Origin of the sequence: Mesorhizobium sp. M1143, assembly GCF_040318435.1 — a bacterium.
Taxonomy (GTDB): Bacteria; Pseudomonadota; Alphaproteobacteria; order Rhizobiales; family Rhizobiaceae; genus Mesorhizobium.
Window position 1 is genome coordinate 25,833 of record NZ_JAMYMJ010000006.1, and the last position, 23,418, is coordinate 49,250.

24 protein-coding genes and 1 pseudogene are annotated in these 23,418 nt (G+C 61.5%); 4 read left to right on the plus strand and 21 right to left on the minus strand.

Going from position 1 to position 23,418, the window contains the following annotated elements:
• Positions 1-15: 15 nt before the first annotated feature.
• Both NKH35_RS07050 and NKH35_RS07055 read left to right on the plus strand, forming a co-directional pair.
• On the plus strand, positions 16-987 hold the full coding sequence (locus NKH35_RS07050) for an amino acid ABC transporter permease (protein ID WP_023687785.1): 972 nt from the start codon (positions 16-18) through the stop codon (positions 985-987).
• Between the two features lie 625 nt (positions 988-1,612).
• Entirely contained in the window at positions 1,613-2,176 is a 564-nt protein-coding gene (locus NKH35_RS07055) for a sigma-70 family RNA polymerase sigma factor (RefSeq protein WP_023667968.1), read from the plus strand.
• Here NKH35_RS07055 and NKH35_RS07060 read toward each other — a convergent pair whose 3' ends face one another.
• The 11 genes and pseudogenes from NKH35_RS07060 to NKH35_RS07110 form a co-directional block, all read right to left on the minus strand.
• The gene (locus tag NKH35_RS07060; protein WP_023667969.1) at positions 2,177-2,353 is read right to left on the minus strand and encodes a hypothetical protein; all 177 of its coding nucleotides are present in this window, start codon (positions 2,351-2,353) and stop codon (positions 2,177-2,179) included.
• Positions 2,354-2,494: 141 nt separating this feature from the next.
• A pseudogene (locus NKH35_RS07065) lies at positions 2,495-2,712 on the minus strand (hypothetical protein).
• 73 nt (positions 2,713-2,785) lie between these two features.
• A complete protein-coding gene (locus NKH35_RS07070) occupies positions 2,786-3,688 on the minus strand; it encodes a class I SAM-dependent methyltransferase (RefSeq protein WP_023691450.1) in 903 nt (300 codons plus the stop codon).
• A 4-nt stretch (positions 3,689-3,692) separates the two neighbouring features.
• Entirely contained in the window at positions 3,693-4,670 is a 978-nt protein-coding gene (locus NKH35_RS07075) for a GNAT family N-acetyltransferase (RefSeq protein WP_245260259.1), read from the minus strand.
• 8 nt (positions 4,671-4,678) lie between these two features.
• Entirely contained in the window at positions 4,679-5,836 is a 1,158-nt protein-coding gene (locus NKH35_RS07080) for a glycosyltransferase (protein WP_352913936.1), read from the minus strand.
• Between the two features lie 6 nt (positions 5,837-5,842).
• Positions 5,843-6,775 (minus strand): glycoside hydrolase 5 family protein, encoded by a 933-nt coding sequence (locus NKH35_RS07085; protein WP_352913939.1) that lies wholly within the window; start codon positions 6,773-6,775, stop codon positions 5,843-5,845.
• Complete coding sequence (locus tag NKH35_RS07090) at positions 6,768-7,529, minus strand: TIGR04290 family methyltransferase (protein WP_023733222.1); 762 nt, start codon at positions 7,527-7,529, stop codon at positions 6,768-6,770. Before NKH35_RS07090 ends, NKH35_RS07085 begins: the two co-directional genes overlap by 8 nt.
• A 3-nt stretch (positions 7,530-7,532) precedes the next feature.
• Positions 7,533-8,336, minus strand: a complete 804-nt coding sequence (locus tag NKH35_RS07095; protein WP_023817803.1) for a sugar phosphate nucleotidyltransferase — start codon at positions 8,334-8,336, stop codon at positions 7,533-7,535.
• A complete protein-coding gene (locus NKH35_RS07100; RefSeq protein WP_023817804.1) occupies positions 8,336-9,436 on the minus strand; it encodes a CgeB family protein in 1,101 nt (366 codons plus the stop codon). Before NKH35_RS07100 ends, NKH35_RS07095 begins: the two co-directional genes overlap by 1 nt.
• Positions 9,437-9,450: 14 nt before the next feature.
• The gene (locus NKH35_RS07105) at positions 9,451-10,047 is read right to left on the minus strand and encodes a histidine phosphatase family protein (protein WP_023667978.1); all 597 of its coding nucleotides are present in this window, start codon (positions 10,045-10,047) and stop codon (positions 9,451-9,453) included.
• On the minus strand, positions 10,044-11,147 hold the full coding sequence (locus NKH35_RS07110) for an inositol-3-phosphate synthase (protein WP_023681094.1): 1,104 nt from the start codon (positions 11,145-11,147) through the stop codon (positions 10,044-10,046). The genes NKH35_RS07105 and NKH35_RS07110 overlap by 4 nt, the downstream gene beginning before the upstream one ends.
• A gap of 85 nt (positions 11,148-11,232) precedes the next feature.
• Between NKH35_RS07110 and NKH35_RS07115 the strand changes: the two genes are divergently transcribed.
• On the plus strand, positions 11,233-13,047 hold the full coding sequence (locus NKH35_RS07115) for a hypothetical protein (protein WP_352913941.1): 1,815 nt from the start codon (positions 11,233-11,235) through the stop codon (positions 13,045-13,047).
• 8 nt (positions 13,048-13,055) lie between these two features.
• Here NKH35_RS07115 and NKH35_RS07120 read toward each other — a convergent pair whose 3' ends face one another.
• From NKH35_RS07120 to NKH35_RS07160, 9 genes are all read right to left on the minus strand, one after another.
• Positions 13,056-13,241: a hypothetical protein gene (locus NKH35_RS07120; protein WP_023667982.1), complete on the minus strand. Its 186-nt coding sequence runs from the start codon at positions 13,239-13,241 to the stop codon at positions 13,056-13,058.
• A 94-nt stretch (positions 13,242-13,335) separates the two neighbouring features.
• Entirely contained in the window at positions 13,336-14,376 is a 1,041-nt protein-coding gene (locus NKH35_RS07125; protein ID WP_023681096.1) for a UDP-glucuronic acid decarboxylase family protein, read from the minus strand.
• 23 nt (positions 14,377-14,399) lie between these two features.
• Entirely contained in the window at positions 14,400-15,503 is a 1,104-nt protein-coding gene (locus NKH35_RS07130; RefSeq protein WP_352913944.1) for a CgeB family protein, read from the minus strand.
• Positions 15,500-16,594 (minus strand): CgeB family protein, encoded by a 1,095-nt coding sequence (locus NKH35_RS07135; protein ID WP_023667985.1) that lies wholly within the window; start codon positions 16,592-16,594, stop codon positions 15,500-15,502. Before NKH35_RS07135 ends, NKH35_RS07130 begins: the two co-directional genes overlap by 4 nt.
• A complete protein-coding gene (locus NKH35_RS07140) occupies positions 16,591-17,721 on the minus strand; it encodes a CgeB family protein (RefSeq protein WP_023830883.1) in 1,131 nt (376 codons plus the stop codon). Before NKH35_RS07140 ends, NKH35_RS07135 begins: the two co-directional genes overlap by 4 nt.
• 2 nt (positions 17,722-17,723) lie before the next feature.
• Positions 17,724-18,824 (minus strand): glycosyltransferase family 4 protein, encoded by a 1,101-nt coding sequence (locus NKH35_RS07145; RefSeq protein WP_023681099.1) that lies wholly within the window; start codon positions 18,822-18,824, stop codon positions 17,724-17,726.
• On the minus strand, positions 18,809-20,101 hold the full coding sequence (locus tag NKH35_RS07150; protein ID WP_352656605.1) for a TIGR04295 family B12-binding domain-containing radical SAM protein: 1,293 nt from the start codon (positions 20,099-20,101) through the stop codon (positions 18,809-18,811). The genes NKH35_RS07145 and NKH35_RS07150 overlap by 16 nt, the downstream gene beginning before the upstream one ends.
• Complete coding sequence (locus NKH35_RS07155; protein ID WP_352913947.1) at positions 20,098-21,171, minus strand: GDP-mannose 4,6-dehydratase; 1,074 nt, start codon at positions 21,169-21,171, stop codon at positions 20,098-20,100. Before NKH35_RS07155 ends, NKH35_RS07150 begins: the two co-directional genes overlap by 4 nt.
• Positions 21,168-22,274, minus strand: a complete 1,107-nt coding sequence (locus NKH35_RS07160; protein WP_031244122.1) for an NAD-dependent epimerase/dehydratase family protein — start codon at positions 22,272-22,274, stop codon at positions 21,168-21,170. The genes NKH35_RS07155 and NKH35_RS07160 overlap by 4 nt, the downstream gene beginning before the upstream one ends.
• 217 nt (positions 22,275-22,491) lie before the next feature.
• On the opposite strand from NKH35_RS07160, the gene NKH35_RS07165 reads away from it, so the two are divergent.
• A complete protein-coding gene (locus tag NKH35_RS07165; protein ID WP_023667991.1) occupies positions 22,492-22,767 on the plus strand; it encodes a hypothetical protein in 276 nt (91 codons plus the stop codon).
• Between the two features lie 214 nt (positions 22,768-22,981).
• Here the strand turns inward: NKH35_RS07165 and NKH35_RS07170 are convergent, their stop codons facing one another.
• Positions 22,982-23,308: a low affinity iron permease family protein gene (locus NKH35_RS07170; RefSeq protein WP_023687797.1), complete on the minus strand. Its 327-nt coding sequence runs from the start codon at positions 23,306-23,308 to the stop codon at positions 22,982-22,984.
• Between the last annotated feature and the right edge of the window lie 110 nt (positions 23,309-23,418).

Below are 23,418 nucleotides of genomic sequence, written 5' to 3' on the forward strand. Positions count from 1 at the left end.
AGGGAGATCGAAGACGTGATCGGCCGACTATTGCTCAACCACCCGGACGCGGCGCGCCGCGTTGGCGTGTTCTTCGTGCTCGCCGCCATCGCCGCCGGCCTGTATGGGCTCGGCATCAAAGCCAGTTGGCTCGGCAAGCTCGTTCCGGGGTCGGTCGAGTGGCTCGCCGCCAACCCGGACGTCGGGCGGGCGGTCTCGGCGGTGCTGATCGCATTGATCTTGGTGGCGAACTGGAACGCGCTGCGGTATCTCAGCCGCAAACAGCAGATTGTGGCAGTTTGGATAGAGCTGTTCGTGTTGCTAATGTTGTTTTTCTATTCCTTCGACCTGTCCTTCGCGTTCATCGCCAAGAAGATCGGCTTCCTCGTCTCGAAGGGTGTGGTGACGACCCTCTACATTTCGGCCATTTCGATCGCCATCGCCACCCTCATCGCCTTCGTTGGCGCCATCGCCAAACTTTCCCGCAACGGCGTGGTCTATGGCTTGGCGACCTTCTATACCTCTCTGTTTCGTGGCTTGCCGTTGCTGATGCAGATCTACATCATCTATCTCGGCCTGCCGCAGATTGGCTACGTGATCGGCGCCGTGCCGGCTGGCATCATGGCGCTGTCGCTCTGCTACGGCGCGTACATGACCGAGATCTTCCGGGCCGGCATCGAAAGCATCTCGCGCGGCCAGACCGAGGGTGCTACGGCACTCGGCCTTAGCGCTAACCAGACGATGTTCCTGGTCATCCTGCCGCAGGCGATGCGCGTCATCGTGCCGCCGACCGGCAACCAGTTCATTGCGATGCTGAAGGATTCTTCGCTGGTCTCGGTGGTCGGGGTCTGGGAGATCATGTATCTCGCACGCACGCAGGGCCAGACCGAGTTCCGCCACATCGAGATGCTCATCACCGCCTCGATGATCTATTGGCTGCTCTCGATGGGGCTCGAGTTCCTTCAGTCGCGGATCGAGGACCGGTTCGGGCGCTCACTCAAGCGCTGATCGTCATCCGTGATCTTCGCCAAAGCGAGTTGCACAGCACCGCAACAGCCAGCTTCGGAGAGCAGCTGCAGATTGTACGCGACAGCATGCCGTTCGGCGACGTCGTGAGGGGTGAATCAACCCGGTATTTCATCGGCTTAGCCCGATCGGAGGGCAGAATAGAGCAAGTGCTGGACGAGCATGTTCGTTGGCCGACCGCCCGGCAACTACGACCGATTGCTGGATTTCACCCGCGCCAATAAGTTAACAAAATTAATGACTCTAACATGTCTCCGGGCCAACCATTATCGCTATGTATCGATGGTAGCCGAGTTCGCCACGTGGTTCGCCAATAGGTTTGTCAGGCAGTGGTTTGCGCGTTACCAGCCGCACGACTCGGTCCATGCCCTGCACAGCCAAACGCACCGGCGAGACTTCCCGGGAATGAAGCTCGGCATGGTGTTTCGTTCCTTTGAAGTGGGCGTGGTTGGGGGAAGACCGTAGTCGGCGTGTTCGCGCCCGGTGGAATTTTCGAAGAGTTGTTTCCAACGGCGGGAACGAACCAAACTTCCATGCATTTAGCTCTGGCTTCGTTCATTCACTCTTTCTTCTGGGAGCTGGACCATTGTCATCCGGAGGCTATCTCTTGGCCGACCAACAAACCAATGACGTTTCCATCGTTGATCTGATACCTGCCCTGCGGGCTTTCGCGCGCACCTTCTGCCGCGTTCCAGACGATGCCGACGATCTGGTGCAGGAAACGTTGACCAAAGGGCTCGCCAACATCGACAAGTTCGAACCTGGTACACGCATGAAGTCGTGGCTCTTCACCATCATGCGCAACACCTACTACACCCGGATCAAGATCGCTGCACGGGAAGCGCCAGGCCTTCTCGACTGCGCGTCTTCGAGACCGATTTCGGAAGCTACCCAGGAATGGACCGTTCAGAGCAAGGAAGTTCACGGCGCCATCCAAAAGCTGCCCGAACATCAGCGCGAGGTGCTGATGCTGATCGGCGTTTTAGGAGTGGGCTACGAGGAAACCGCCGAAATCTGCGGCTGCGCGGTAGGGACGGTCAAGAGCCGGCTGAACCGTGCCCGCGCCAACATCCTTGAGCTACTCGGGGAGAGCTCGTTGCAGACATTGATAGAAAGGCGAAATCAGCTGTCGGATGGTCAGCTCGATATAGAGGTCGACAGCCGCAGATAATCAGCTCTTCACGTCTCGCCGACGCTTCTCGACGAGAGCATTTTGCAATTGGATCGCCAGCTTGGATAGGCGGTCTGGTATCTTTTCCTGCTCTATGGCGGCCAGCAGGGAAGCAATCTCCTGATCCACTGCCATCTCGACAAGCAGATCCGTGGTATCGTCGCTCGAATGAGACATCACGTTCTCTTGATAGCATCCCTAGATCCAAGTCTGATGATGAGCGCTCGGCACTACAAGGCGTTGTCGACCGCCGAGAGGCTCACCGGCGGCCCTTGCACAGTTTTCCTCCGTGCCGCGGCAAGACGCGGCGCGGTGGCGTCAGTCCTTCAGCAACCGGTTTGCGGCGTGATCCTGAAATTGATCGGATTGATTCGATTGCCGTCCAGCCCGCGCTCTCGGCTATGTTGCTTCCTGTCGCGGTTGGACAAAACCGCGTTTTCTTCGATCTTGTCCTTGTCCAAGGTGGTCATTGCGCCGGCGCCGGCACCTTTGCCTTGGCTGCCTTGGCCGAAATGCTTTTTGCCGCCGGATGCCATGATCTCCTCCTTCGAATCCAGGACACCGATCGGTGCCGACGCCCGAACCGGCATCGCGCTGTAATGTTCCGTCTCACCCAGCAAGCAGGAAGGCGTCGCCATCCCATGACCCAAACGGCTTCTCGCCGTCGATGACGACCCGCAATTGGTGAGCTTGCGCAAGACGGCCGATGTCGGCCCGGTCCAAAGAAAGCGATCCGCGATAAGAATAGTTGAGCAATGCGAGCCGGCCCGGCCGTTTGAGAACGCGCGCAATTTCATCGAAAAGCCGCTCAGCCATGCCGGCCAGGACCAGGTAGGGAAAGCTGTCGACCGCCAACACGCAATCGAAACTGTCGTCGTCGAAGTCGGCCAGATCGAGACCGGAGGTTTGGCGCAGTTCGACATTGCCGAGCGCTGCGCATTGCTCGGAGGCGATAGAGATCATCCGCGATGATATGTCGATGCCGACCATCCGCTTGAAGGAATTGGACAGCGCGCGCTCGAAACGTCCGATGCCGCAACCGATGTCGAGAATGTCTCGTTCAATTCCGGTGAATTCTCGCGCCTCGAGCCATTCAACGATTTCGTCGGTCATGGCTGTCAGCCGCTCGTCATCGCCAAGGGATCCTAACTGGACACTTGCGGCTGTCGAAATTGCTGCCGCGGCATCAAAACTCGAGGCCAGCCGCGTGACGACGGCAATATCCGTCTCGCCGTTACCGCGTTCATGCCGAACGGCGCCGCCTGTCGCTCGCAAAGTGGCAAGGACGCCCGGTCTGTGGCGCAGCAGTCCGGCGACCTTTCGCAGTCTTTCAGCATCGCCGGTATCCGCCGGACGGACTTTCAGCACGAACTCCGCCAATTCCGCCGCTTCAATTGTGGGCGGCAGGTGAAGCGCCAGCCTGACGAGAACAGCTTCGGCGCAGGCACCATCGGCCATGCAATCTTCGACCGCCCGTCTGACCGATGTCCGGCGCTGCGCGTGCACACTCATGACATCAACTCCGCGTCCAGATCCTCCGCATCGTCCACCTGTCGACGGCGCCCCAGCCATATTTGTAGGCCTCCTGGCCGCGCAGGAAGTCGAACTCGCGCGCATCTTCGCGGATCGACTCCGCGATCGCGTGGCCGATCAGGATCGCACCTGGGCTCTCCTCGGCATAAGCAGGATCTAGGCCGCCGAGATAGGCATAGGCGCGGCCGCGGTGGTGAAATCCGTAATAGGCGGCGACAGTCGTGCCATCGATCGCGAGCAACCAGCATCGGACCAGACCGTGAGCATCGAGCAAGGGAAGTGAAAGCCCATGGAAGTGCTGCACGGCGGGGTCGGCCAATACACCACCTCCATGTCCAACCCAGCGTGCATGGTGCAGGCGGATCAATTGGTTCAGGAAGTTCTGATCGCCCCGGGCTGACGCCAACGCGAGCCGGCCGCGTCTGGACGCCGCTTGACGCGCCCGGCGCAACTGGCGCCTACGCCGAGCGGGAACGCAGCCGGCCAACGTTTCGTCGCCGGCAACAGCAAGCACGGGGCAGGCTGCATGAATTGCCGGCCTCTCGACCGTTAAACCGGGATGCGCGATCGTAAGACCGGCACTGTTTTGCGGCAGATCAGACAAGATCCATTGTGACCACCCGACCGAGCAGATCGTTTCGGCAATGGTGGCGACAACCGCCGCCTCGATATCCTGGACAGCCAGGATGTCCAGATAATCACTGAGCGAAATGCCGACCGGAAGCAGCTTCGAACCGGCCGTTCCATGCTCGAGATAGAGTGGCGCCAGCCCGACCAGATCGCCGCCACGCCAGACCGCGACTGTCGCCAGTTCACCGGGTGCGAATGCGCGCCACCATGGCACCAGCCAGGCGGGGGATTGGAACGGCGTCGCAGAGGAACTCTGCTCCCACAGTTTCCACCAGTGCGGTGTCAAGGCATCGAATTTTACGGGGTCATCGATGATTTCGCTTCGCAACACTGCTTTTCTCACGGTGCCGCAGCGAAGCGCCTGCGATCGGTGCCAAGTTGCGCCAGGGCCTGATAGGCAGCCATATACGACGAGAGCATCCGTTCCAGCGAAAACCGCCGCCGCGCTTCAACCCGGCATGCCTCGGCGTCCAGGCTGGGCGCCGCAAGAATGGCTTGGGCCATCTCGTCGACTGTATTGACGAGAAAGCCCGTCCTGCCGTGCTCGATGACATCCGCAAGCGCACCATTCGGGAATGCGACCACCGGGGTACCGCAGGCGAGGGCCTCCATGGCGACAAGCGAGCTTGTCTCGGCGGCGAGGCTTGGAATGACCAGACAGCGGGCTGCGTTGAGAAAGCGCCTCTTGGCGTTAAAACCGAGCGGGCCCAAGAAGCTGCGGCGAGCATCAAGACGGGATTGGACCTCGTCGCGAAAGTAGCGCGTATGTGTTTCGTAGGGGTAGACCTTGCCGCCGATGACCAGGGGCACGCCCGCCTGTTTGGCCGCGTCCAGGGCCAGGTGAATGCCCTTTTCCGGGCAGACCCGGCTGAGAACCAGGGCAAAGTCTCGCTTCGGCTGCACTAGGCTCAGTGCTTCGATGTCAACGCCGTTGGGAATCGGCGCCACCAGTCTGGCCCCTGGTGGCGCCGTTTGCTGCTGGGTGGGCGAGACCGCATGGAGCCACAGGTCGTCGCGCGTCGGTCGCAGAGCCTCGGCCGGATACCAGTCCAAGGGCAGGTGGAGGCTCACCAGGGTCGGACCATCGTCGGGCAGATAGGCATGAAAATCGATGCCGTGCAGATGAACCACATCGATCGGCCATCGGGCGCGGGCAGCGGCGATCGCTTTGCGATGAGCCTGCTGCGCGCGGCTCTTCGCCGCCTCGTCGAGCACGCCGTTTTCAGCCGGTATTTCCACAAGGGTACCGCTCGCGCTGGAGCCGCGGCAGCCAATGACGATAGAGCGGTGGCCGGCGCGAACCAGCGCCCGATCGAGCATCGACAGAACCTGTTCGGCACCGCCGACAGCATCGGGTCCGACGGGTGCGAGAGGGTAGGCGACATTGAGGACAGTGAGCGCCGCGGCTGGTTGGGCCTCGGTCCCGTACGCCGCACCACCTGTCGATGGTGCCGCTAATTCGTCCAATGTGTCGGGCGTCTGATGCATCGGCAGCATGACATTTCACGCTGCCGAGGCCCGCCGCGTCGGGAGCGAATTGGACGCCATGCCGGGCGCATAGCGGCGGATCATGGTTGCGCAGAATTCCGCGAACTCCTCCGGCACCAGTGGCGGGCTGGTGTGGTGGGGCATCATTCCCCGATGCTCCGGTGTAAAACAAAAGGTGACCGTCACGTCGAAATCGGCGAGTGCCTCCATCTGCCGGTCGAACCAGTCCAGCGCGTTCGGTCGGAAGCTGTCTGCCCAGGAAAGCCCCGTGCGCATATTGGTGACGCCCAGCCGCTTCATCCAGGCGACAGCATCGTCCAGCCGGGGGTCCTCGAAATGAAACCACTGCACCAGCCCCATTGCGGGCGTGTAGCGCAGGAACTCCTCCAGCGCAGGTTTTGGCGTACCGTCCTGGCGCAGCAGCCCCATGTGGAAATGTCGATAGTAAGAAGAGCCCTCTGCCTCGCGATGCCGCGTCGTTGCTTCCCATTCGCGCGGAAGATCGTAGAGGCTGTACCACTGGATGCGTGGTGCGTTGCCAATCAGCAACTCAGCGGTGCGCTTGAGCCCCCAAACCTGGATTTCTTCCGCGCCGAAGGTCGATACGCCGACTTCGCTGACCCAGATGGGAAGGTTGGTGACGGTCGCGATCTCGCCGATCTTCTGTGGCCATTCGTGGATCTGCCACAGGTTCCAGTCGAGCGGAAAGCCGTGCACGGCGACGGCATCGACATGGTCCAGCACGCCGAATTCCTTCATGCGGGTGATAAAGCCCGGATCTATCGGCGAGATGCCACCGAGTACTTTCGTCAAAGACGGGTTCTCCGACGCGATTGCGTCAGCCGACAAGATCGCCATCCTGGCAAAGCGGCTCCAATCGGGATCGAGCTCTGGGTCCCAATGCGATTTGTTGTTGGGCTCGTTCCAGATCATGGCGGCTTCAATCATGGAGCTGTCCTTTCGAGGGGTAGATGGCGCCGCCGCCGGCCGGGTCCCCGGCTGCGCGGCAGAAATAGACCTCCTGCTCGGGGTGCAGAACGATCTCGAAACCGGCGCTGCGCAGCATCGCTTCTGTGCAGGCGCGGTTTGGAATCCACCAGTTTGTGGGATCGTCGGCATAGCGGTGCTCGATGAAATGCAGCTTGGGAAACTGCGGCTGGTCGAACAGGTCATGTGTCCAGAAATGATAGTTTTCTTCCAACTCGGGCAGATCCGCGCTGCCGCGCTGCATGGACTGGAAGATCATCAGGTCTCGGGCGACATGTTCGCGGATCAGGTCGAGCGCGAGCAAGGGGTGGCGCAAATGGTAAAGCACCCCCATGAACAGCACGACATCGAACGTCTCGCGCAGCGAGCCGACGTCGTAGACCGAAAGCTTCTGGAATTCGATCTCGCAATCGGCAACCTCGGCGGCAAAGCGAGCCTGCGCCAGATAGGCGTCATCGAAATCGATGCCGAGAACACGGTCAGCACCTCGCCGTTTCATCTCGATGGAGTAAAATCCTGCATTGCAGCCGATATCGAGTACGGCCTTGCCCCTCAGATCAGCGGGAATGGCATTGGCAAATTTGCGCCATTTGATCAGCGGGTAGTTGCCCAGAAAATGGTTGGGAGCGGTTTCGACGCCGGCAAGTTCCATGTTGTGGAACCATGGGCCGAGCGCATCGATGCGGCGGCGGATTTCGGCATGGGAATGCAGCATGGCTCAGGCTCCTTCGCCAGGAACGACGGGTACATGCGACTGCGCGCCGGGCATGATCATGGTGGGCCGGCGGTGCGCGGATGGGGCGTCGTTTTCAAGCAACCGCAGAGCTGTGCGATAGCCGTTGAAAGTGCCGACATCGACATAGTCCGACCCAGCCCTGACACCAAAAGCTGTACCGCCGGCCGCAATATAGGCGTTGACCAAAGTGCCGATATATTCGTCACTGCGCTCGCGCTCACGCCAGAGTGCCGCAAGCTGATGCAGGATATGGCCCGGCATCTTGAACGCACCCCAAACCCAGTTCGTGGCGGCATCCTGCCGCTTGACCTGGATTTCGATCACGCGCTCGTGGACGTCGATGACGACGGCGTCGAAGAATTCCGGCTGATCCACCGGGAAAAGCAGAAATGAGAGCTGATCGTCGGGCAAATGGCGGAAACCGTCCTCGGGAAACCAGATCGTATCGGGAAGGCCGACCAGGACGACCTCGTCGGGCGCGACGAGGGGCGCCGCCCGGAAGATCGCATCGCACAGACCGACGGGGTTCGGCTGCACCACGAAGAGAGCCGCCGCGTCACCGTAGCCGGCGGCGTAGTATTCAAGGATGTCGGATTTGCCCGATCCGATGATGAAGCAAATCTTGTCGACACCGGCCTGCACCATGCGCCGTACCAGATACTCGCTCACGGCGCATGGACGCTCGGTCTGTCCATCGATCCGGCTACCGACCGGCAGCAGCTCTTTCGAGAAGCCGAGCGGCTGAATGCGGCTGCCGCGCCCGGCAGCGGGTACGATGCCCAACATCAGACCGCTTCCCTCATCGGTTCGCCGGGAGATCTTTGAAAGGCATCGTTCAGGATGCGATCCAGTTCCGCCGCGCGCCGTGCGGAAGTGTGTTCGCCCAAGACCCGGTCGCGGGCACGCCTTCGAATGCCGTCGAGCTCGCACTCCGGCAATTGCAATGCGGCGACCACATCATCGGTGTCATGCGCCAACAATATTTCGCGGCCGGGTTCGAAAAATTCGGCCAGGCCCGGCCATGCATCGGTGACGATGGCAGCCCCACACGCGGCCGCTTCGAAGAGCCGTCCCGACGGGCACCAGCCCTTTTGCGCCATCGCCTCTCGGGTGACGTTCAGTGTCACGCGAGATGATGAGAAGAAAGCCGGATGGTCGGCTGGCGGAAGATGCCTGACAAAGAAGATGTTGTCGCTCCATGGGAATTCCTGCGGATATTGCGCGCCGCCAATGATGAAGCGGTGGTCAGGCAGGCGCGCGGCCGGGCGCACCAGCAGCTTTTCGACGCCGGCCTGGCGATCCGCCGCGTAAGTTCCGAGATAGGACAGATCACCGGCGAATTCGGCCCGCTTCTCTGCCGGCCGGTGTTGGTCGGGATCGACATGCCCATAGAGAGGTACCACGTGACGCGCGCCTAAAACCGACTTAAGCGCCTCGATCGCCGAGCCGCCGGTGTAACTCAAAACGAGGTCGAAATCGGCAAGACCCTCAGGTCCGAAATAGGGCGGACGCTCGCCTTGCTCGATGCGGGCAAGCGTGACCGGAGTGTCGAGATCGTAGAAGACACGCAATCCGCGACCTGTCTGCTGCGCCAGCCGCGAGGCCTCCACGGCGTCGGCACAGTAGGAAGTGACGACGACGACATCCGCTTGCTTCATTGCCCGCTCCGCAACGCGACGGATGTCTTCCCAGTCCGGATAAATGACGACGTTGCCGCCATCGAGCCGATCGAGATCACGCGTCCCGGCATAGTAGGGGGTATCGCGTTCGAAGAAGGTGATGGACCATCCCAGCCGACCCAGGGCGCGGATCAGTCCCCGCCAGAGCGTGGCATGGCCGTTGCCCCATGATGATGTAACGGTGAGACCGAAAATGACCATCTGCATCCGGAAAGTCCTCGTCAGGCAGCTTCGTTCATTCGCAGGAGCTTGGAGCCCCAGTCACCCGACACGATCGTCGTGATCGAGGCTGGATCGATGTCGAAGCGGAAGCAGTCGCCGACCGGCAAGCCAAGCACCTTGCAGACGGCGGCTTTGATCACGTCGGCGTGGCTGACCAGGGCGACACACTGATTCGGATGCCGCTCGCGCACTGCGTTCATCAGTGCGACGATCCGCTCCTGGACATCCAGCATGGTCTCGCCGCTCGGTGTCCTGGCCTCCTGCCGCTGGTCGTTCCACGCCCGCCAACCGGCATCGCCATTCAACTCGTCGAAAGTCTTTCCCGACCAATCGCCGAAATCGATCTCGTCGAGTTCGGCGCAGATCGCGATTTCGCCGACGCCGCAGGCAAGCGCGATCGGCACGGCCGTCTCTTGCGTACGCTCACGCGGGCTGCACAAGATGGCTTCAATCGGCTCCCGGGCCATGCGGCCACCAAGATGCGCGGCCTGCGCCTTCCCAGCCTCGCCAAGGCAAACGCCGTCCATCCGTCCTGCAAGATAGGAGCCGACATTGTCGTGCGCTGCATGACGGATCAAAAAGAACGTTGTCGTCATTCCGCGGCATCCAGCAAAGGCTCGTCCTTGCCGGCGATGAAAGCGAGCGTGCGCTGCCGCGCTTCGGCGTCGGTGAACTGTTCGGGAGGCGACTTCATGAAATAGCTGCAGGGGCCGGTCAGTGCTCCCGCTATGCCACGATCGAGCGCAAGCTTGGCGCAGCGTATCGCATCGATCACCACGCCGGCTGAATTTGGAGAATCCCAGACTTCCAGCTTGAGTTCGGCGTTGAGCGGCACGCCGCCGAAGGTCGTCCCTTCCACCCGGATATAGGCCCATTTGCGATCGGTCAGCCACGGTACGTGGTCGCTGGGTCCGACATGAATATTGCCCGGCTCCAGGGGAACATCGAACTGGCTGGCCACGGACTGGGTCTTGGAAATCTTCTTTGATTCCAGCCGCTCGCGTTCCAGCATGTTGAGGAAGTCGGTGTTGCCGCCGAAATTCAGCTGATAAGTGCGATCGATGCGCACGCCGCGCTCGCGGAAGAGATTGGCCAGCAGGCGGTGAACGATGGTCGCCCCGACCTGGCTCTTGATATCATCGCCGACCAGCGGCAGCCCTCGCTGCTCGAAGCGCCGGCGCCATTCCGGACGTGAGGCGATGAAAACGGGTATGCAGTTGACGAAGGCGCAGCCGGCCTCGAGCGCGCATTCGGCGTAGAAGCGCGTCGCTTCCTCGGAACCCACCGGAAGGTAAGAGACCAGCACATCGGCGCCGCTGTTGCGCAGGATCTCGCTGACGTCGGCAACCGGCTCCGGCGCCTCCTCGATTTCGTCGCGCAAGTATTTTCCGATGCCGTCAAGTGTCGGTCCGCGCTCGACGCGAACGCCGTTTGCCGCCGCATCGGCAAAGCGGAACGTGTTGTTGGGGGCGGCGTAGATTGCTTCAGCGACGTCGAGGCCAACCTTGCTCCTGGCGACGTCGAACGCGCAGACAATCTCGATGTCGTCGACATGGTAGCCGCCGAGGTCGGCATGCATCAGCCCTGGGATTGGTTCGTTGCTCTTTGCGTGACGATAATAGGAGAGGCCCTGCACCAGGGAGGATGCGCAATTGCCGACCCCGACGATACCGACACGAACCTTTTTCGATCCCACGAAACTGCCGCCCTATGCTGTTCAAAGGTAAGTTCCTGCCGCCGAACCACCAGCGTGCCGGAATGTTCCTTGGCCTGCCGAAAAATTGCGCAAGACAGCATGGATCGAAGCAGCGCTCGCTGCGTTGCCGCAAGGCAAAGCATTGGAAAACCGATCGATGATCGTTTACGGCGACCAGAAGCGGAGGCAGAGCGCAGAACGGCTTCGCGATGCTGCGAGCGAAATTGCTCAAAGTCTGGACCGCATGGCTCATGGCGTCCGACGCCATGCCGCGTTGGTCGGCCTATTCATCAGCGTATCGGAACTGGTTCGCGCGCTTGCCGATGTCGATTTCGAGAACAGGGGCATCGACATCTTTTCGCCGCGGCAACAGCAAGGCGCCAGATTGCTGGTTGGTCTTGCGGCAGAGGTGGCGAAGTCGTGGCGAAGCGGTTTCGCCGTGGGCGGTGGCATCGAGCCGGGACTCCTCCAACTGCTGGACGGGTTGGATTGCGAGGCTGAGGTTCTGACCGGTTCTGCCGAGGGTTACGCGCATTACGCGCTTTATCCCGAAAGCTATTTGGGAGCGGCGCAGGAGTCAGGTCTCGATGCGAACACATGCGTGATCGGCATCCGCAGCGTCGGCCTGGGGCTTGCCGCCATAGTGGCTGCCGCGATTGGCGCGCCGGCGCCGTTCAGCGTTCGTCCGGTCGGCCATCCTTTCCGCAGGCACATCAATGCCGATCCGCGCTCGATCGCTTCCTGGAAGAACAATCCATCGGCACGCTTCGCCGTTGTAGACGAAGGTCCCGGTCTGTCCGGCAGTTCGATGCACGCCGTCGTCGCGTGGCTGCGGGAACTGGGTATTGGTATGGACCGCATTCACCTGTTTCCCAGCCATCCTGGCAACCCGGGCATCGAAGCGTCACGGGAGGCCAGGGAGACATGGTCGCGCTGTCCGAAACATGTGGCGACGGCGCTCGAATGCACCTTCCCCGAAAGTTCGAACATTCCCACGCTGCGCGACTGGGTGGCCGAGGCGGTCGGCAGCCCCGAATTACGCCTGACCGAACTGTCTGGTGGCGAATGGAGGAGCGTCCACTACGTCGACGAAAAGCATTGGCCGCCGAGCCCGCGCGGCATCGAGCGGCGTAAATTCCTGGCGTCCGCGGGGTGTGGTCGCTGGCTCGTCAAATTCGCCGGCCTCGGCGAAACCGGACGGCAGAAGAAACGAGCCGCGGAAATGTTGGGGAAAGCCGGGTTGGGATCACAAGTGGTCGGGCTTTGCCACGGCTTTCTGGTCGAACGGTGGATTGACGGCACCACGATGGACCAGGCGCCGCTGCCCAGAGGAAGGCTGGTCGCGGAGTTGACGCGCTATCTAACCTGGCGGGCGCTCAATCTCCGAACCTGCGAACCGGGTGCATCATTGCTCGCACTCGCGGAAATGGCTGTTTCCAATACATCTGAAGCCCTGGGCGAGAACCGAGCGGCGACGTTGCGCGGCTGGCTCTCGAAAAAAACCCCTGCGCATATTCTGCAGCCGGTGGAAATCGACGGAAAGCTTCACGCGTGGGAGTTTCTCGTTTGTGCCGACGGCTCGGTGGTCAAGACAGATGCCGTCGACCATTGCCGGGCACACGATTTGATTGGCTGCCAGCCGATAGAGTGGGACATTGCCGGCGCCCGTGTCGAATATGGACTGTCCGACAGCGATGTGACGACATTGGTCGAGGGGATGGGGCTCGATATTGACAATGGCCACATCGATTTTTTCGAACCCTGCTATTTGGCGTTCCAAATCGGGCTCTGGAGCACGGCTGCGCAATCCGAAAATGGCCAGGAAAAAGCAAGGCTGGCCGCGACCGCAGACCGATACAGGGCGGGGCTGATACGATTCCTGGACGAATCTCAGGTGTAGCGTTTCGATCAATCCAGCCTTCGTAGCATGTCTGCTTCCTGCTCGAGAATAGCGGCCACTTCCTCGCGCTGCAGATGCGTCATCATCAGGCTGACGCAGCACTCGAGATAGGTGATGGAGGAGCGCCGCAGATAGGCAGCCGCCTCGCGTTCGGCAATCTTGTCGACATCCTTCGCGGGTCGCTTGGGTTGCATGAGGATGATCCTCCGTGTCGGGTTCCTCCCGCCAAACTACAAGGTTGGATGGATGTTCCGCACGATCTCCGGGCAGGTCCGGCCGCGGCCCACGTCATGCAGGAAGGTTCTGCAGCCCGCCTGCGGGTCTCCTTTTGGCAAGGCCTGTCATCTGATCGCCGATGCCGGTGCCTTCGAGCGCCGCGAAATAATCGATCGTCAGCTTGAGCCCTTCGTTGAGCGGCACTCTCGGCGACCAGCCGAGCAGCGTTTTCGCACGCGAAATATCAGGCTGCCTGCGCCGAGGATCGTCTTGCGGCAGGGGCAGAAATTTCAGATCCGACTTGGTGCCGGTCATCGCCTTCACCAATGCCGCCAGTCGCACGATGGTGAATTCTCCGGGATTGCCCAGATTGACCGGCTTGCCCGGATTGGGGTCGATGTTCATCAGGCGCATCAATCCATCAATCAAGTCGGAGACATAGCAGAAGGATCGCGTTTGCTGGCCGTCGCCGAATATCGTCAGCGGACGCTTCTCGAGCGCCTGCATGATCAAATTCGAGACGATGCGACCGTCGGCCGGATCCATTCTCGGACCGTAGGTGTTGAAGATGCGCGCGACGCGCACGTCGGCCTTGCCGGCCCTTAGATAGTCGAAGCAAAGCGTTTCGGCGGTGCGCTTGCCCTCGTCGTAGCAGGCGCGTGGGCCGGTGCAGTTCACATGACCGACGTAATCCTCCCTTTGCGGGTGTTGTTCCGGATCGCCATATACTTCGCTCGTCGAGGCCTGCAGCAGTCGCGCGTCATTGCGGACAGCGAGTTCGAGCAGGTTGAGGGTTCCGATCACGCAGGTACGCGTGGTGTGTATCGGGTCGGCCTGATAACGCGGCGGTGAGGCGGCGCAGGCCAGGTTGAAGATGTGATCCACGGGCTCGCCGAGGTCCAGTGGCCGGCAGATGTCCTGCTCGATCAACCGGAAACCCGGCCGGTCCATGATCGAGATGATGTTTTCCATGCGCCCGGTCAGAAAATTGTCGACGCAGATCACGCGCCAGCCGTTGCGGAGCAATACTTCGCAAAGATGCGAACCGAGGAAACCCGCGCCGCCGGCAACAAGCACCGTCTTTGCCCTGTGCGCCTTTCTTGTCTGTCGCATCGCTGTTTTCTCCTGTCTGCCGTTCATGCTGCACTTCCAATGTCGAGATCGAGGGCCGTCGCCCTTGGTTGGGTCAGCGCCGCCACGAATTCGCGAGCCCTGGCCGCACCGGTGTGGGAAGCGAGGACGAGTTTGCGAGCCCGGCCGGCCATGGCCAGGCGTGCGCGCTCGGACTCGCCAACGAGGATATCGATGACTTCGTCCGTCTCCGCGGCCGTGTGGATCGCCGATGCAGGAAAGAAGCTGTCGAGCCCTGGCCAGCGGTCGCTGACGATGGGCGTGCCGCAAGCCGCCGCTTCGAACAGGCGCACGCTGGGCGACCATCCTGCGGTGATCATGGAACTGCGTGTGACATTCAGCGTGTAGCGCTGACGGCTATAGAACGCGGCGTGATCGGCTGGCGGCAAATGTTCGATGCGTTCGACATTGTCCGGCCAGATGATGTCGGATGGATATTGGGAGCCGGCCACGACGAAACGGAGGTTCGGCATATGCCGTGCGGGCTCGAGCAGCAGAGCGTTCAGCGTTGTCTGCCGGTCCATGCTGTAGGTGCCGAGATAGCCGAGATCCCAGCGGATCGGATCTCCTGTCGGGTGATGCCGTTCCGGATCGACCGAACAATAGAGAGGTTCGGCATGGCGCACGCCGAAGTCTTGCGCCAGATGGTTGAGCGTTGGTCCGCCAGTGAAGGAGAAATAGACATCGAAATACGGAATTTGCCGCGAACTCAGATAATCGCAATCGTCGGCTGAAAGCTTGGCCAGGGTCACCGGGGTGTCGATGTCGTAAAAGCAGAGCTGCCCCTTGCAAAGCGAGGCGACGATGTCGATGACCTGGCGTCCTTCTGGAACAAAGGATCCGATGACGATGATGTCGGCCTGCTCCAGGCACTGTGCGTAGTCGCGTTGCAGCTCCGCAGTGGTTTCGTAGTAGCGCAAGGCGCAGAACTCCGGATCGCGCAGATCGCGGTGATTGGCGTACCACGGCACGTTGCGCTCCAGAAAAGTCACCCGGTGACCGAGTCCGTGCAAGCCTTTCAAAAGACCCCGGAAAGTCGTGGCGTGGCCGTTTCCCCAGGATGAGGACAGCGACAGGCCGAGAAAGACGATGTCCAGTTTCTTGGTCATTCCGCTGCCTCCACGGCCCCGTGCTCGAAATGACGTTTGAAGACGGCATCCGCCACATCCGCCCGAAGCGCGTAGGTATGGTCCGCCAGCACGCGGTGAAGTGCGGCTTGGCCGATTGCCTTGGCCCGACCGGGGGTCAGCGAGCGCATTATTTCGGCGACATCGCCGCCGTCACGCGCGACCAGGATCTCCTCGCCTGGTTTCAGGAACAGTTCCACGCCCAGCCATGCATCCGTGATGAGACAGGCGCCGGCGCCAGCCGCCTCGAACACTCGCGTGGCCGGTGAAAAACCGTTGGCGGCCATGCTATCGCGGCTGATGTTCAACACGGCTTTTGGGGTGACATTGAAGGCGTTGTGATCGCGGGTGCCGACATGGCCGAGCCAGCCTACATTGGTGGGGAGCGGCTTGTCGCCCCAACCCGAGCCTCCGAGCAGGAAACGCTGTTTCGGCAGCTGGCTGGCGGGATCGAGGAAAAACGATTCGACACGCGCTTCACGGTCCGGCAGCCGGTTTCCGAGGAACGCCAGGTCGCAGGCAAAACGCGCTTTGCTGGCGACCGGATGGTGCGTTTCGGGATCGAGCGCATTGTAGATGGGCACGCACTCCTTGGCGCCCATGGCACGATAGGCCCAGACAACGGGATCGCCGCCACCATAGGTCAGCACGAGGTCGATCTCCTGCAGTGCACGATGGAGCGGGTGGTCCGGCTCGTCGCGCAACTGAGCAAGCGTGGCTGGCGCATCCACGTCCCAGAATACGACAAGCGCGTCGCTGCGGGCGTGGTCGAGAACGGCGCGAAGCAGCGCCTCGTCTTCGAAACCGACGCCACTCGCCTTGACGACGATGTCGGCGCCGGCGGCACGTGCCGCGACCTGCATCAGCGCATGCTGGGTCGCCTCATAAACGACGACAGTGCACCAGTCGGGAGCTTCGATGTCGCGGTTCTTCTGCCGGTCGTAGACATCGGGTTCGTAGAACGTGATCTCGTAACCCAATTGCGAAAGTGCCTTGAGCAAACCGCGATAGTACGTCGCGGCACCGTTCCAGTAGGACGACAAAAGGCTCGATCCATAGAATGCGATCTTCATGCGACGGCTTCCTTTGCGGCTGTCGGGACGGCGGTGTGTCGGTTCGCGCATTGCGTGAGCACGCCGAGCAACTCGTCGACGCGGTGGCGGCAGGTGTGCCGCGAGCGGATGGTCTCGAGACCCGAGGTCACCAGGGAGGCCGCAAAGTCCTCGTCGGACAACACCGTCCGAAGCTGTTGCCGCATTTGCGAGCCATTCTCGGCAAACAGGAAGTCGACACCGGGCCTGAAAAGCTGCTCGACATCGGACCATGGCGCTGAAATCAGCGGAATGCCGCAGGCGAGTGCCTCGAACATGCGGATCGTCGGGATTCCGGGCAACCTCTCGCGATAGGGGCGCCGTGGAACGTGAACGGTGACACGATGCGCGGCGAAGGCCTTCGGCACGTCGGCATTGGCGATCCACCCCTCATAGCGCAGTCCTGCGGTGGCCAGATCCGCAAGTGCGGTCTTGGGGTAGCGTACGCCGTGAACAGCGGCATCAAGGCCGAGATCGTGCACCGGCTCGATCAGAAACTCCTTGAGTTCGGCGGTCCGCTCATCATCGCCCCAGTTGCCGATCCAGACCAGATCGGAGGTGGGGTGGATCTCCGGGTGCGGCTTGAACAGGCGATCGTCCGCCGCTTCATGCCAGGTGAAGACGCGCTTGCCCCAGCCGGCGCGCAGATAGCTCTCGCGCAAGGTCTCGCCAAAGGCGAGAACGCCGTCATAGTGCTCCAGCCGGAGCGCCGAGAGCGCCTCGGTCGCAGACACGGCCCGGTGATGGGTGTCATGAAAAAGAAGGATGAAGTTGCCGCCGGCGGCCCGGGCACGGCCAATACGTGCGACAAGCTCCGGATCCGTCCACTCATGAACGATCACAACGTCGGCCTCGGCGATCCAGGCTTCGTGATCAAATCCGGCATCGTAGGTCACTGGCATCAGTTCGGGAAAATCCTTGCGGAAGCGTTCGATGGCGAACGACCCCTTCTCAGCCAGCAGATTCGACCGGCTCCAGCCATTCGCCGGCTCCAGCGCAATCGCCTGATGCCGGCGCTGGACCAGCTCTCGCATGACGCCGCGCAGGAAATGGGCATTGCCATGGTTCCAGTCGGAAACGACCGAGTGGGTGTAGAACACAAAGCGCATGATCAGCGCTCCGCCATCGCTAAGGCCGCTTTGTCGTAGACGCCGCGCATAGCCGCTGTCTGCTTTGTCAGCCTAAACCTGCGGCTGCGTCGGATGGCTGCCTGGCCAAGCTCTCGCCGGAGCTCGGCATCGCTGGAGAGACGGTTGAGGCAGGCAGCGAGATCGTGCGGATCGCGCGCGTCAAAGAATATCGCGGCCCCGTCCCATAGTTCGCGATAGGTGGCGATATCGGAAAGCACCAGGGGCGTAGCCGACATGGCGGCTTCCAGCGCGGCCAGGCCGAATGGCTCGTAGAGCGATGGCGATACGAAAATACCCGCGCGAGCCATCAACGAACGCACCTCATCGGACGGCACTGCTCCCAGAGGAACAGCATGGCTGAAGCTGACATGCTCGCCGTTTGGGCCGTTCGTCGAACCGGCGGCAAACAGAGGCCATCGCGTCAGGGACGCCGCCTGATCGACCACCGCCGCATTTTTGCCCTCGTCCCACCAGCGGGCAGCGGCGAAGACGAGCGGTTGGTGCTTTTCGGCCTTCGGCAGAGGACGGGCACCATTTGTGACCACACTCAAGCGCGCGATCGGGCCGTAGCAGGTCTCTAGCATGTCGGCATGGCTGCGGCTCGGCGCGATGACCGCGTCGGCCCGATCCATGCCGCGTCTGTTGCGCTCCTTCTGCCAGGCCCATGCCCCATCCGCCGCCTGTCCTCTGACCGCATGGAACCAAGTCGTCACGCAGGAATGGGAGACCACCACGACCGGGCATGGCGCGTCGAATCCCGCCGCCTGCGAAGGCGCGTTGAAATGGACAAGGTCGATGGCGTGGTCGCGCATGGGCGCATGCAACTCCCGAGGCAGCGCGTCGAGATCACCGCCGTTCCGGGTCATCCAATCCGGCGGCGTGTTGAGCCAGATCAGCTTCGCGAAAGCCTCCGCCTCGTCGGCCTGCTGCCTGGACGGTGGCGGACCGAGACCGGCAAGCACTACGCTATCGCCGCCATTGACAAGTTCCCTGGCCAGGTCGAGCGCATAGCGCCACACGCCGCCCACGGCGTCGACCGTCATCAGGATGCGCCGCGAGCGCGGCGTCAGTGTCCGCAACATGTCGCCTCCAGTTCCGCCAGCGGACGCGGGCGCCTTTCCTGGATGTCGCTGAACTTCTGGAATGATGCGAGATAGTGATCATGGGCGCGCTCCCAGGCGAGGTCGTCGGGTTCGCCCCAAAGCTCGCGATAGCTTGGCGAACTCGGATATGGATAAAGCGGTACGGGTTCATTGGCCCACACGCCGTTGTCGATGAGGTGCGTTCGCCAGTAGTCGACAAGGGCAGGGTCATCCTCGACGACGCCGATCAGATTGGCCTGTACGAACGGAACGTGACGCCTGGCATTGACGAGCAGCGCGGCGAGTTCCTCGGTACCCAGCCGGCAGCGCTTTGCCAGCATCGCACGACCTTCCACGGTCAGGCTTTCGAGACCGGCCTCGATGGAGACGCAGCCGGCCGCACCAAGCAGTTCCAGCAGCTCGGGTTTCCAAAGGTCGATGCGGGTCTGCACACCGAACTTCACGTCGCGATCGATCAACGCTTCCAACAGCGCTTTTTGCGGCAGGAAGATTTCATCGATGAAATAAATGTAGCCGACGCCCTGGGCAATCAGCCCATCGATTTCCGCTATGACCGCCTCGTGGTTTCGACGGCGATAGGAATCGCGGAAATCGATCTTGGCGCAGAAGCTGCAATTGTAGGGACAGCCGCGCGATGCTTCGACCTCCGCGCCGAACCCAACCTGCTTGTCATCGAACCTGTGATGGTGGTGCGAATGGGCTGCAATCCAGTCTGATGGCCATTGGAGTGGCGGATGATCGACAAACGAGCTGGCGTGGACGCCGCCGTTCAAAACCACCTTGGCGTCGCGCAGGTAAGCGGTCGAGGGGACCGCGCTCCAGTCGTCGCGCCGGGCAAGTTCCGCGACGATCTCCTCGCATTCGCCGCGCACAACAATGTCGACGCCAAGCTTGCGCAAGGTTGGCGCGGGCGTAGCCGAGCCATGCGGCCCGACCGCGACTGTGCGTCCACCGCGCCCGGCGAGACGGTTGAGGAAATCGGCCGGCACGCGCAACTCGGGTGGTGCGCAGCGCCAGAACAGATAAGTCGGGGCGGTACTGACGACCGTCATTGCCGGCGCGAAATCAGCCACACGCTCGGAGAGGTCCGAGTTTTCGAGCTCCTGCAATTGCCCATCCAGCATCAGCACCTCATGGCCGGCTGTTTCGAGCAGGGATTTCGAATAGCCGAGTTCCAGCGGGAGATGTGGTTGGCGGCAGCCGAAATAAATGCTGTCGTCATAGGTCCAGAACGGGTTTACCAGGGCGATTTTCATGCGACGTACCTCACGACTTCGGGGCGAGGCTGGAGCCGGTGTTTTTGCAGCCAGTCTGCGAGATCGCGAATGCCTTCGCGCCATGAAACACGAGCTTTCCAGCCAAGCATCGCTTTGATCTTGCGGGTGTCGGCGACGAAGAAGGGCTGATCGCCGGTGCGTTCGCCATCATGGCGGATCGAAAGCTCATGGCCGGTCAAGCTACGGATCTCGCTCAACAGCATGCGCAGGCTGATCGCATTATCGGGGCCGCCGCCAAGATTGAATGCCTGGCCTTTGGTCGTCTCGATACGATCGAGCGTGGCCCTGTAGGCGGCGACCGCATCGGAGACATGCAGTATATCGCGCACTTGTCTGCCGTCGCCGTAAATGGTGATTGGACGTCCCGTCAGCGCACTTAGCAGGAAGTGCGCGACCCAGCCTTGATCCTCGGTTCCGAACTGGCGCGGCCCGTAAATGCAGCTCATCCGCAGCACCGCCGTCGGCATGCCGTAGGATTTGGCATAGTCGAGCACATATTGGTCCGCCGCGCCTTTGGAACAACCATAGGGCGTGCAGAAATCCAGGCCGTGGGTCTCGTCGATGCCATTCGCTTGGATGATGCCGTCGCAAGGCAGGTAACGATCGCCGTCCTCGCGCACCGCGACGTCGGGCAGACTGCCATAGACCTTGTTGGTGCTGGCGAAGACCACCGGAACAAACTCACTGCTCAGCCGCGCCGCTTCGAGGACATTGAACGTTCCTCGAAGGTTGATGTCGAAATCCTCGTCCGGTTGGACCAGGCTCGTTGTGACGGCGGTTTGCGCGGCCAGATGGAAGATCGCCTTGGAACTCTTCAGAACGGGCGCAAGCGCATAGGCGTCGCGCACGTCAATGGTTTCGACCGCGAGGCGGCTGCCGTGCTTTTGCGCCAGCCATTCAAGGTTCTGTTCGACGCCGGGGCGGCTGAGATTGTCGATCACCAGCACCGGCTCGCCATCCGACAACAGGCTGTCGGCCAGGTTCGATCCTATGAAGCCGCTGCCGCCGACAATGGCGACGGGCGCGTCGCGTCGATTGCGCGTATTCATGACACCAGCCCACGTTCTTCAAGCTCGCGTTTCATGTCGGCGCCGCGGTCGATGGCGGACGAGTTGCGCACCCAGGAAACGAAATCGGCGAGCGAATTCTCCAGTTGTTGCCTCGGCTCGAAACCGAGCAGCTCACGGGCCTTGGAAATATCGGCGAAGCAGTTGCGGATATCCCCGGAGCGCGCCTTGCCGAGCAACTCTGGCGAGCGGTCCGGCGTTCCCATGGCCTCGGCAAGTACCCGCGCGACGTCGCTGATAGCATAGGCTCGGCCGCTGCCGATGTTGATGACGTGACCCCTTGCCTGGCGTTGCTGCAGCGCAAGACGAAAGGCGCGGGCGACGTCATCCACATGGACGAAATCGCGTTTCTGTTCGCCATCCTCGAAGATCATTGGACGTTGGCCGTTGGCGAGACGCGAAGCAAAATTGGCCAACACGCCGGTATAGGGGTTCGATAACGCCTGGCCGGCGCCGAAGACGTTGAACAGGCGCAGCGCGACCGCATCGATGCCATAGGCTTCGCCGAAGATCAGCACGGCGCGTTCCTGGGCGTATTTCGTCAGCGCATAGATAGAGGCGAGGTCGACCGGCTTTTCCTCGTCCGTCGGCAGGGGGGAGAGGGGCTCGCCTTCCGGCGACAGCGGATTCCACTGCCCGTTTTTGATGTCGCTCGCCTTGCGCCGGGCATTGTCGATGCGCCGGCCGTCCGATGTAGCATAGAGGCCCTCGCCATAGACACTCATCGATGAGGCGACGACAATGCGCTCGACCGGGTGTTTGATCAGCGCCTCAAGCAGCGTCGCGGTGCCGAGATCGTTGGTGCCGACATAGCGCGCGATCTCGTACATCGACTGTCCGACGCCGACTTCCGCGGCCAGATGAATGACCGCGTCAACGCCTTCCAGCGCCTTGGCGACCGCCTCCCGGTCCCGAATGTCGCCCTTGATCAGCTCGGCCCCGGCGGGAAGGGCGACTGTTTCGCCTGCGTGCACCTGCTCCAGCAGCACATCCAAAATGCGAACCGAATAATCCTGCTCGATGAGTTCCTGGGCGACATGCCGGCCAATGAAGCCGCAGCCCCCTGTAACCAATATCCGTTCCACGACCACTCCTCAGACAGGTAATCTTGGCGACCCGAACTTTTCGGCAAAAGGTTTGTTCCCTTGGCTTCAACAAAGTTCCTTTGGCCGGCTTCGTTCGGAAGCAGCCACATCGCGCTCGCCGCGCCGTGCCGGAACATTGCCGCCCTTGTGCTGTTAGGACGCCGGCAGCCCCGACGATGCCCGATGTTGGCAACGCCGATGATCAAAGGAGATTTCAATGTCCCAGTCGCAAACGACCACCAATCACGACGAAATCCGCAAATGGGCCGAGGAGCGGGATGGACGGCCGGCAGTGGTTCGCACCAAAGGCGCGGGCGGCATCCTGCGGATCGACTTCGGCAAACCCGAGGAAGCATTCGAGCCGGTCGAATGGGACGAGTTCTTCCGCATATTCGACGAGAACGATCTGGCCTTTCTTTACCAGTCCAAGACTGGTGACGGACAAACCAGCCGTTTCAACAAGTTCGTCGAGCGCAACCAGAAAGGCGAATGACGCACTTCGAGCCGGCCGATTTGCCTGACCTGGTTCTCGGGCAAATTTTTCTGGATCAGTGGAACAATAGAGGGCTCCGATCCTTCGGTCGCTGAACCACAGGCGCAGCAAGGATCGAAGGCCTGGGCCTGAGCGCAGGAGGCGGCGGGGCTGGATAGGCGTCAAAAGCTGGAAACCCGCTACTCGTCCTGCCGTGAAACCAAAACGCCGCTCATCAGTCGTCCTGCTGCTTGCGGTGGCGGTGTTTCTCGATTTCCTCGGGCTCTTCATCGTCGATCCGCGTGATGTTCGAAGCATTGTGGTCTGATCGCAGGATCTCATCCAGTTTGGCGTGAATGGCCTGAGTGTCGCGGTGCTCGGCACGCTGGATGAACAGCGTCATGGCCCACGTAAACAAGGTAGCCGCTCCATGCCAGTCCAGGGTCTGACGCTCGAAGATCATCCAAAGGATTGCGTAGACCAACAGGATCAGGAATGCCGCGGGGCGGGAGGTTAATGTGCCGATTGAGGTAAGCACGCCGGTGACGGGATGATTGGCCATGCGAAAGAACTCGCGGCAGTGACCGTGGTTCCCGACCGCAGTGCATCGCGCCGGCACGAGCCAGCTAGGCGCGACGGATGAATTCACGGCGCAGTGCTTGCCGATCGCAG